This window comes from Chitinophaga sp. (genome assembly GCF_036569125.1).
GTDB lineage: Bacteria > Bacteroidota > Bacteroidia > Chitinophagales > Chitinophagaceae > Chitinophaga.
On the sequence record NZ_DATCRF010000747.1, the window covers coordinates 1 to 10,378 of the forward strand.

Annotated in this window: 10 protein-coding genes; 8 read left to right on the forward strand and 2 right to left on the reverse strand. The window is 45.5% G+C overall.

Annotated features, from left to right (window positions below):
• The first annotated feature begins 27 nt into the window (after positions 1-27).
• A complete protein-coding gene (locus VIM87_RS27600; RefSeq protein WP_332000107.1) occupies positions 28-1,398 on the forward strand; it encodes an AMP-binding protein in 1,371 nt (456 codons plus the stop codon).
• 54 nt (positions 1,399-1,452) lie between these two features.
• On the opposite strand, the gene VIM87_RS27605 is transcribed toward VIM87_RS27600, so the two are convergent.
• Positions 1,453-3,804, reverse strand: a complete 2,352-nt coding sequence (locus tag VIM87_RS27605) for a TonB-dependent receptor (RefSeq protein ID WP_332000108.1) — start codon at positions 3,802-3,804, stop codon at positions 1,453-1,455.
• A 271-nt stretch (positions 3,805-4,075) separates the two neighbouring features.
• On the opposite strand from VIM87_RS27605, the gene VIM87_RS27610 reads away from it, so the two are divergent.
• The gene (locus tag VIM87_RS27610; protein ID WP_332000109.1) at positions 4,076-4,633 is read left to right on the forward strand and encodes a hypothetical protein; all 558 of its coding nucleotides are present in this window, start codon (positions 4,076-4,078) and stop codon (positions 4,631-4,633) included.
• 18 nt (positions 4,634-4,651) lie between these two features.
• Here the strand turns inward: VIM87_RS27610 and VIM87_RS27615 are convergent, their stop codons facing one another.
• Positions 4,652-6,502 (reverse strand): hypothetical protein, encoded by a 1,851-nt coding sequence (locus tag VIM87_RS27615; protein ID WP_332000110.1) that lies wholly within the window; start codon positions 6,500-6,502, stop codon positions 4,652-4,654.
• Between the two features lie 227 nt (positions 6,503-6,729).
• Between VIM87_RS27615 and VIM87_RS27620 the strand changes: the two genes are divergently transcribed.
• The 6 genes from VIM87_RS27620 (at position 6,730) to VIM87_RS27645 (ending at position 10,360) form a co-directional block, all read left to right on the forward strand.
• Positions 6,730-7,053, forward strand: coding sequence for a DUF4870 domain-containing protein (locus VIM87_RS27620; RefSeq protein WP_089920139.1), 324 nt, complete (start codon positions 6,730-6,732; stop codon positions 7,051-7,053).
• Between the two features lie 52 nt (positions 7,054-7,105).
• Positions 7,106-8,086 carry a hypothetical protein gene (locus VIM87_RS27625; protein WP_332000111.1) on the forward strand — a complete coding sequence of 327 codons (981 nt, stop codon included), beginning with the start codon at positions 7,106-7,108 and terminating at the stop codon, positions 8,084-8,086.
• 89 nt (positions 8,087-8,175) lie between these two features.
• Positions 8,176-8,859 (forward strand): hypothetical protein, encoded by a 684-nt coding sequence (locus VIM87_RS27630; RefSeq protein ID WP_332000112.1) that lies wholly within the window; start codon positions 8,176-8,178, stop codon positions 8,857-8,859.
• Positions 8,860-8,912: 53 nt separating this feature from the next.
• Positions 8,913-9,485 (forward strand): Crp/Fnr family transcriptional regulator, encoded by a 573-nt coding sequence (locus tag VIM87_RS27635; protein ID WP_332000113.1) that lies wholly within the window; start codon positions 8,913-8,915, stop codon positions 9,483-9,485.
• A 109-nt stretch (positions 9,486-9,594) separates the two neighbouring features.
• Positions 9,595-10,131 carry a YceI family protein gene (locus VIM87_RS27640; protein ID WP_332000114.1) on the forward strand — a complete coding sequence of 179 codons (537 nt, stop codon included), beginning with the start codon at positions 9,595-9,597 and terminating at the stop codon, positions 10,129-10,131.
• A gap of 10 nt (positions 10,132-10,141) precedes the next feature.
• Positions 10,142-10,360, forward strand: coding sequence for a 4-oxalocrotonate tautomerase family protein (locus VIM87_RS27645; protein WP_332000115.1), 219 nt, complete (start codon positions 10,142-10,144; stop codon positions 10,358-10,360).
• Positions 10,361-10,378: the final 18 nt, after the last annotated feature.

Consider the following 10,378-nt stretch of genomic DNA (forward strand, 5'->3'; position numbering starts at 1 on the left):
GCGCAAACATCAAATAGCTATTGACTGATGACAAAATTATATGACCTGATAGCCGCCAACACGCAGCTGGTATATGTAGATGGGGCTACAGGAAAGCATTTCCGGGTAAGCGACTTTAAACATAGCCTGCTTCTTGAGCCACAGCCTGGCCTGGCATTCTTATATATTGATAACAGCATTGCTGCTATTGAAGCTTTATTAAACTTCCTGGATAGCCCGTACACCATTGCTTTGCTAAGTCCTAAGCTAAACATAACCTATAAGCAGCAGCTGGAGCAGCTGTACAGGCCTTGTTATATCTACGATCCATCCCGCACGGCCGTGGAAGGATTTGAAGCCATTGCACGCCTGTTCAGGAATATGGCGCAAACCGGCTATCCCATTCACCCGGATCTTAAAGTATTGTTAAGCACTTCCGGCACCACCGGCTCCCCTAAGTTTGTAAAGCTGTCGGAGCATAACCTGGTGCAGAATGCCTTATCCATCATAGACTATTTACCAATAGTACATCATGATGTAAGCCCGCTTACCCTGCCGGTATTTTATTCATACGGGTTATCTGTTTTCACCACCAATAGCATAGCCGGCGGGCAGGTGGTATGTACCAGCCGGGATGTAGTGCAAAAAGAGTTCTGGGAAGATCTTAACCGGTATGGCTATACGTCCATAGCAGGGGTGCCCTATGTATATGAAATGCTGCATCGTATCGGGTTCTGTAAAAAGGAATATGCATCCCTGCGGTATATGACCCAGGCCGGGGGCAGGCTTAGCCCGGTATTGGCGAAAACATTCGGGGAGTATATGGCTGCCCGCGGCAAACAGTTTTACATTATGTACGGGCAAACGGAAGCCACAGCGCGTATGGCCTACCTGCCGCCGGAAGCGCTGCTCAATAAGGCCGGCTCCATTGGCATACCCATTAAGAACGGCCGTTTTGATATAGGGCCCGACACGCAGGAGCTGGTATACACAGGGCCTAATGTGTTTGGCGGTTACGCTACCGGCCCGGCCGGTTTGCAAACATTTGATCACAACACCGTTCTGTACACCGGTGATATGGCCGAAAAAGATGCGGAGGGCTACTATTACATTACCGGCCGCATGAAACGCTTTGTAAAGCTCTTTGGCACCCGCGTGAACCTGGATGAGGTAGAAAGCATCCTGAAAAATGCATTGAACGGAGTAACGTTGGCATGTATAGGTGTGGAAGATAAGTACCTGCTGGTACAGCACCTGGAAGCGCTGGATGTAAGCGCCATCAAACAATTACTAAGCGAAAAGCTGCAGCTGCATGTTAGCGCCTTCAGGATACAGCAGGTGGATGAGATCTTACTAACGCCCAACGGAAAGGTGGACTATACCGCTATGCAGCAGCTGGGGCTCGCAGAAAAGGTATAAAACAAAAAAGACCTGAATTGGTCAGGTCTCTTTTTGTTTTAATGGAAAAGGCTATCAGAATTTAAACGTTACGCTTGCCAGGAAATTCAGCTGTTTCTGCGGGGTACCATTCGTATTCCAGTATTGTTTATTTAACAGGTTGTTACCTTTTACAGACAGGCGGAATTTAGGCTGGTCGTAAAAGATAGTGGCATTTACCAGGGTATATCCCGGCAATACAAAGCTGTTGGTTGATTCAAACCAGGAATCGCTTACATAGTTACCGCCTGCGCCAAACCCCAGGCCTTTTACTTTGCCTTGCGGAATAGCGTAGCTTACCCAGAGGTTGGCTACATCTTTGGGTGCAAAAGTTACGTATTTGCCTTCCAGGGCAGCGGACGCTTTCGTGTATTTGTTCTCGTTATGCGCATAACCGGCTATAATGTTTACACCGGTAGCCGGGTTGGCGATCACCTCTACCTCATACCCTTTGCTATGCTGGGTGCCGTCCTGCACGGTGAAGTTCTGCCCGTCAATTACTTCAATGCGGGTGGAGTTGGTAACCGCAATATCATAGTAGCTAACGGAGCCGCTTAATTTACCACTGATCACATCGAACTTCACCCCGCCTTCCCATTGGTTGCCGTATTGGGGTTTCAGCTCCAGGATGGTATTGTCTGGCTGTGTAACCGGCGCCAGGTTCACGAAGCCGTTCATGTAGTTACCAAATACGGATACTTTTTCCGGTACCACCTGGTACACCAATCCGAACTTGGGCGATAAAGAAGTCTGGCTGTATTCACCGGCATACTTACCCGTAGCAGGGGTGTACGTGCCTTTTGTAGTGAACCTGTCAACCCGTAAGCTTAACATGGCCATCAGGCTGGGGGTAATGTTCAATACATCAGAAGCGTATGCGCTGTAGCTGTAAGCTTTAGTGGAGGTGCTGGTAAAACCTTTCTGAACAGAAAGTGCATTCAGCTCTTCAACACTAACGTCTTTTACAGGCTGACGGATATTTACCTCATTTACATTTAAATTAACACGATATAAGTCGTTATAGTTATAATTATAATCCAACCCGATCACCATACGGTTGCGCAGTGATCCTATGTTAAAGTCGCCGATGAAGTTCTGCTGCAGCTCGGTATTACCAAAGGTTTCCGGGGTTTGGTTCCTTACAGAACGGCCCATGGTGGAATCCGTGAGCATGGTAAGGGTGGTCCAGTAAAAATGCTTATAAAAGCCCTCTGAATACAGGTAGTTGGTTTGCGACTTCCATTTATCGGATATTTTATATTCTACCAGTGCCTGCACATTATTAATACCGTTACTAACATCCACCCCATTATTAATATAAGAAGCTTTATAATCCAGCTGCAGGTCTTTAAAGTTGCGGGCGGTTACATTTTTCAGCGATCCAATGGCCAGGGAGCTGGTAGTATAGTTAGCGCGGGTAAGCTCCGCTTCTACCGTAAGCTTCAGCCGCTCATTTACCTGGTATGAGAAGCTGGGTGCAACGGTATAGTTCTTTGCATATCCCTGGTCCTGGAATGAGCCTTCTGATTGTGCCGCGGCGTTCAGGCGGAACAGTAAGGTCTTATCTTTATTCAGCGGGGCATTTACATCTGCAGCAACCCGGCTTAGCTCGTAGCTGCCGCCGGTATAGCTGATCATCCCGCCAAAATCATCATACGGTTTTTTAGTTACGTAATTAAAAACACCACCAAAAGTAATGTTGCGGTTACTGCCGAATAAAGTACCGGCCGGGCCTTTAATAGCCTCTACCCGCTCCAGGATGATGGGGTTTAACGGCACTACTGCGCTGGTAACCAAACCGTTCCGCATACCCACGGTATTGGAAAAACCGCGCATGGTCATGCCCTGTGAGCCGCCTGCTATAAAATTGGGTACGGCGCCGGGAATGTTCCTGTAAATATCTGTACGTTCAGTGGCCACCTGCTCATCCATCAGCGCTTTACCTACTACCTGGTATACCTGCGGGTTTTCCAGGTTTTTGATAGGCAGGCGTGCAATCTGCTCGCTTTCTTTTTTTGCGTATTTATTTTTGGTATGGGTAATAATGATCTCCTGCAGCTGGGTGCTGGATACCTGCAGCTGTAAGTTAACGGTAGCCGTTTTATTCCTTTCTACGGTTACACTTTCCGTGAGTGTTTCATAACCTACCAGCGATACTTCCAGCTCATAGCTGCCGGGCGCCAGGTGATGAATGCTGAAAGTACCATCCTCATTACTCAGTGTATTTTTAGCCGTTCCTTTTACTACAATGCTTACTGCTGCCGCGGCTTTGTTATCGTTGGTGGTAATTTTCCCTTTGATGGATCCGAAGTCCGTTTCATTTTCATCGTTCATAGCAAAACCAAAGAGAGGGAGTAGGAGGAGTATAAGTTGTATAACTCGCTTCATGACAATATCAGATTTCCGCAAAGGTGCGGACAGAAATGCGAAGGCATTTTAACAATCGGGAAAAGTTTTTACGGGAAAGGGAAAAATTAGGGTTAACTGCGAAGAATATATGATAAGGGGAATTGGGTGATAACGTATTTTGTTTAATTTTAATGAATTAAGCCGGTTGCCTGTAGCCTGGAAGCATAATAAAACATACATGCCTAAATATTTACTCTTTATCACAGCGTTTTTACTGGCGCAATTGGGATACAGTCAGCCCAACAAAAAATTGACAAAAAAGGAAATTGAAACCGAAAGGAACAATCATAATTGTGCGCGTAATTCGGATCTTAGCCTGCAGGAAAGATTGCGGAAATACCCCTTTAATGTTGCCGTACAGATCCAGCTTATTTCATTTGGCGGGGAAGGGATTATTAATATAAAAGGAGATAAGTTTATCTTTTCACCATCTGATCCGGTGCTGCTCATGCCCGGTGAAACGGAAGCAAGCAAGGTTCAGTATTTAAAGTCCAATGAGGTCAAAAATCTCAGCGCAGTACAAATAGATACGCTAACGGATATTTTGTACAATTATGGTTTTGCCGGCCCTATTCGTGCTGAGCGGACAATGGAATGTTATAGCCCGCAACATGCCATATTATTCCTGGATAATACCGGGAAAGCGGTTGCCTTTATAGAGATCTGTTTTCAATGCAGTCAAACCAGGAAAAGCAGCGGCGATATTTTCTTGGGAGAGCGATGTGCGCAAAAGTTCGATATGCTCAAAGCGTTTTTCAAAACAGCAGGTATTGAGCAGGGGTTTAGGGAACCGGCACATGGTAAATAAACCATTACAGGTTGCGGCTTACCCCAGGTTCTGCAAAAACGCATTCAGATCTTCCTCTTTCCCTAATCCCAGCTTTTGTTTGATCCGGTACCGGCTCATACGTACACTTTTAGGCTCAATGTGCAGGATCTGGGCAATCTTTTTCGTATCCATCTTAAGGTGCAGGTAAGCGCACAGCTTCAGGTCAAGAGGGGTGAGCTTTTGCTGGGTTCTTTCATTTAACAGGTAAAAGAAATCGGGGTGTACCTGCTGGATCTGCAATTTCACATCTTCAAAATCATTGTCCAGCAGCTGTTCTTCATTCCAGATCTTATTGATGTTTAGCAGGTCGTTGTCGTTAATTTTTTCTTTGATCTGCAACAACATCTCTTTTTTATGCTCCAGCTGCAGCAGGTTGGCCATGGCTTCTTTTTGCAGCTGTTGTTGCTGGGCTTCCAGCAGCTGCTGTTCGGCCTTTAACCGGGATTGTTCCTCTTTTTCCAGCTTCATCTGCAATTCAGCTTCCTGCTTTTCCAGCTGCAGCTGTTTTTCCCGCTGCAGGGAGTACCGCAGCCTGAAATGATAGGAACGGAACATAAAAATGAGGCCCAGTAAAGAAACGGCGGCAATGCCGATATAGAAATAGTTCTGCATGCGGCTGTATTGCTCGCGTTGCTTTAGCATCAGCACTTCGTTATTTTTTTTTTCGGTCTCGTACTGTATTTCCAGCTTTTGGGAATTCAGCGCCTGCTGCCGGTCAAAGAGTTTGGCTTTATATTCGGTTACCTTTTTCTGAAATTCCAGGGCTTTGGTGTAGTTCCCGTTCTTCTCATAAAGGTTGGCCAGCGCTGTTACTACGTTTACAAGGGTGTAATAATAAGGGTCTTTCTGGTCCAGCATTACGGTGTAAGCCTCCAGCAGATAATTTTCTTCCAGTGCAGGTTTTTTGTCGCGCTTAGCATATTCACTTAAGATCCCCAGGCTGCTGGCTATAATTTCCTGCCCGAATGCAGTAGCTTTTGCGGCTGTTTTAGCCAGGTTGGCATATTGAATGGCATTGGCCTTCGCCTGATCGTCTGTTGCCGGAAAATTTCTCAGATAAAAATCAGCGCTGTTTATACAGGCTATGGCATAGGTTTTTTGTGCTACTTCCTTCGGGTGCTGCTGGTGCAGGTCTTCAACTTTTCTTAAATAAGAAATAATAAGATCCCGCTGCTCCGTGCTTTTGGATTGCTGATAATTGTAATCAGCAGCGGTTGATTGCGCTATGTAACAGTTGCTTAGCAGGTTATAGTCACCGGCCTGCAGGGCGTTTTCAGCAGCTTTCTGTGCATAGGCATTCACTTTCGGCACATCGTCCCACAGGGTGTTCAGGGCATACAGCAGGTAGTATATTTTAGCGGAAATATAAGGTTCCGGCTTTTGCCCCTGCACCTTAAGCGCCAATTGAGCGTAGTTGGTTGCAGAATCGGCATTGTCGAGCGCATTATATAATACGGCCTGTATATAATAACCATAAGCCATAGCAATGGGGGTACGCGCCTTTTGGGCAATGGACAGGGTGGTGTCGCTGGTTTTTTTCAGTATGGCAAACTGTTTGGTATTGGCATAAACGTTAGCCAGCACCGTATAGGCCTTTGTGGCTGCGGTAAGATCATGCTGTTGCAGGGCAATGCCTGCGCCCTGTTGTGCGGTTGCTATAGCAGATGGGTAGTTTTCGTTTATACGATAAGCCTCTGCCAGGTGGGTAAGCCGGGTGGCCTGCTCACTTTGGCCTGCTCCGGCAGCCGGTTGTGAACGGTCCGCTGAAGCAATTTGCGCAGTAGCTATGAAACAACATAAGCTGATACCTATCCAAATGAATACACCTTTTACCCCTATATATTTCATACCGCAAAAGTAGCATAAAGATCAAAAGACCCGCCTGTCCGGGCAAAAAAGTCTACGTCTACAGGAGTTGTAACTATTTGATATACAAATATTTAAAATTGCTGTAGACGCAATGTAGACGGTGTTTCAGTTTTGTGTAGATGGTCTGTAGCAGGGTGTTATTTGGAAAGGCCTCTGACTAAACCCAGTTTTGTGCAGGCAATTTTAAACTTAAAAAACGAAGTCTTATGAACAGCAAAACACTATCCATTATTTCCTACATTACGCTTATCGGCTGGGCCGTTGCTTATTTTAGTGGAAAAGAAAAAGCAGATCCCCTGCTGAAATATCACCTGCGGCAGGCATTGGGATTGGCCATTGTAAGTATTATTTTAAATGTAATATTAAGTGTGATCGCCACTGTGGTGCCCTCCCTGTCTTTTTTGAGCATGATAGGCCTGGTTATTTTCGTGTTGTGGGTAATGGGTATTATTAATGCGGCCAACGGCGCACAGAAACCCATCCCGGTAATTGGTAAGATGTTCGAGTATAAGTTCTCTTTCATTGGTTAGCCGCTGGCCTTTATATCCATCACCCCTTAATTAAAATCCATCCGGGCTGACAATGAAACGTGGCTTTTTATTATTCGCGATCCTGAACATGGCGTTTTTTGCGATTGCGCTTCCCATGCTTTTTTACTACAACATTAAAAATGATTACCCGCCCAACCTCCGGGAAAGGGATCCCTGGTTTGCGCTGGGCGTTGCAGCTGCATCTGTGGTGATCTGGATCGTGGTGCTGGCAGGATATTTCCGTAAATGGATCATAAATATCTTTATTGCCAAGCGGAATATCACCTACCTGCAAGAGAAGGGGGTACCACGGGAAGCTAAGATCATGGCCGTAACAAAAACATCAAAGCCCAATGCCGGTTACGATGCCTATGACCTTAACCTGTCATTTAAAAACCTGGTAGGCGCCGAAATTTTACAAAAGGCAAGTATAAATGATGCCAAGCCTTATGAACGCCGTTTTGAAGTGGGAAAAAAGATTGAGCTGTTACTTGATAAAGAAGTAAAGCATGAGCCTTATTTCATTTTTGCAGCTTCAGAGGCCACTATTAAAAAAGCAGCTATTGCGCTAATCAGCTTAGGCTGGTTAGCGCTTACTGCGCTGGTGATTGCCTATTATGGCCTTTCCTATTTATTGGAAAGTGAAGGCATGGGATGGCGTTTTATGAGCCTGGGCCACCCGCTGATCGTTTGCCCGGCCATCCTTTTATTTATCCGCATTGTCATCACACTTATTTACCATAAGGTAGCCGGCAAGCCCGGTGAGGCGGTATCTATTAAGTTTAAAGGCATACAAACCAATGCCCGCTTAGTAAGGGCCAGCCAAACCGGTACCTACATTAATGAGCAGCCACAGATAAAATTTGACCTTGAATATACCGATCACCTGCAAAAGACCCACCACGTAAGCCTGAAGAAAATTGTAGGCCTGCTGGAGCTGGATACCCTTAAGCAGGAACATATCTCTATTTATTACCTCAAAGAGAAGCCGGAAAAAATAGCATTTGCAAGCGATCTAAACGAATTAAGCTGAATTATCCTATGAAGGCATTGCGCTCCCTTATTATTATGTTGGTCTTATGCAGCTTCCCTTTTTCCGGCTGCAGGCAGGTATTAAAAAGTGTGGAGGAAACTTTTAGGCCGGATGATGCTGCCGTAAGTAAGCAGGTTCAAAAGCAGGCCGCTGCGGATAGTTTGAATAATCCTGTGGTACAACAGCAACAAAGCATTAGTATAAAAATAGAAACGCATATTTCAAAAGAAACACATACATCAACTTCCACCACCACCTCCACCTACCATCATAGCCCCGGCCACCCTGCTGACAGGGAAAGCAGAAAATTCTTAACAGACACTACCCGTTTAAAAAAGGCAGAAAAAGCTTTAAGGGCCCTGCCGCAGTATGCCGGTAAGGAGATCTTCATTTACCGCTCCGTTCATTTTTACGGGGATGGAAATATTATGCTTATGCTCCGGCATCCTGAAAACCCTAAGTACATAGACAACTACATCTACAAGGATGGCAAATGGTCGGCGCCCACACCTGCGCAAATATCCATAAATGATGAAACAGAGAGCAAGCTGATTCCTTTAGACAGGATCCACTTTGCCAATGTAGCCAGGGTAGCCCGGGTTTATAATGAGAAAGCCACTGAAGTGGAAGGCGCAAAACCACTGAGCTCTGTTTATGTATCCATCTGGGATAGAAGAATGCGCTGGTTCCCGGGAACGATCAATGGCACCCGTGAGCGTTATGATATACAGTTTAATGAAGATGGAAGCTTAAAAAGCTTCCGGCAGGAATGAACAGCAGCACCGTTGGATTAGGATGATCAGGAGTTAATTAATAACTTCGGTTCATGAAAGCTGAAACTATTCTGAAGGACCATTTATTAAAAGTAATTGATCTTAACGACGAACAGTTTGGTTATGTGTTTTCCCATTTTAAACCTATGTCCTTCAAAAAGGGCCAGGTAATTATTGCAGAAGGGGATAAGGTGAGCTGCGAGTACTTTGTAACAGAGGGATGCCTGAAATCATTCTATATTAACGACGATCTGAAAATGTTCATCCTCCAGTTTGCTATGCCTGGCTGGTGGGCATCAGACTATAATGCTTTGTACAATAGTATTAAAGCTACCATTAGTGTGGATTGTATTACAGATGCAGAAGTGCTTTGCATCTCCAATGCCGACCGTGAAAAGCTGTGCAGCGAGATCCATGCAGTTGAACACTTCTTTCGCTGGCGTACCAATAAAGGTTATGTAGCAGCGCAGAAACGGCTTTTATCATTCATGAATAACGATGCCAAACACCGGTACGAAGAGCTGCTTAATACCTATCCCCAGTTATATAATATCGTTTCCAAACAGCTGATCGCCGCTTACCTGGGCGTTTCCCGCGAAACGCTGAGCCGCCTCTATCATGGTTGAAATGTGAGCTGGATCACATAAGCCGGGCACTCCTATAAATGTGATGCAGGTCACATGCTTTCCTCGTCATTCCGCTCCACCTTTGTGTTGTAATTAAAACATAAAGAAAATGGAAACTAGAAAGTTTAACATCGTAAGCACCCAAAGCAATATTGACTGGGTGGGCCGTAAAGTAACCGGTGCACATAACGGCAGCATCGGCATCAAAGAAGGTTCATTGTTATTTGATAATGACCGTTTGATCGGCGGCCGGTTTGTTGCAGATACCACCTCCATCAAAATACTGGACATAACCGACCCCGCCACTAATGCGCAGTTTGCCGGGCACCTGGCTTCGGATGATTTCTTCAGCTCAGCGCAGTATCCGGAGGCCGTATTGAATATTACTTCAGTAAATGGCGCTCATATTGAAGGTGACCTCACTATAAAGAACATCACGCACCCTATTGAGTTTGATGCACAGATCAATCTTTCGGATGATGTGGTAACCGCATCCGGTACCATCATAATTGACCGCACCCTATACGGTATGAAGTTCCGTTCAGGAAGCTTTTTCAAAGACCTGGGCGATATCCTGATCTATAATGATTTTGAGCTGCAGGTGAATATCACTGCTACAGCTGCCAAAGAAAATGTTTTAGCTTAAAACCATAGCCATGCCATATGTAAAAATAGAGGTGACCCGTGAAGGCGTTACCCGTGAGCAAAAACAGCAGTTAATAAAAGGCGTTACTGACCTTATTACCCGCACACTGAATAAGGACCCCCATTTAACCCATGTGGTGATACAGGAAATTGAGCTGGACGACTGGGGATATGCAGGGGAGCAGGTATCTGTTTTAAGGGAAAAAGGCATAACGGCCGAAAAGAAATAATGCCGTGAAACCATTACG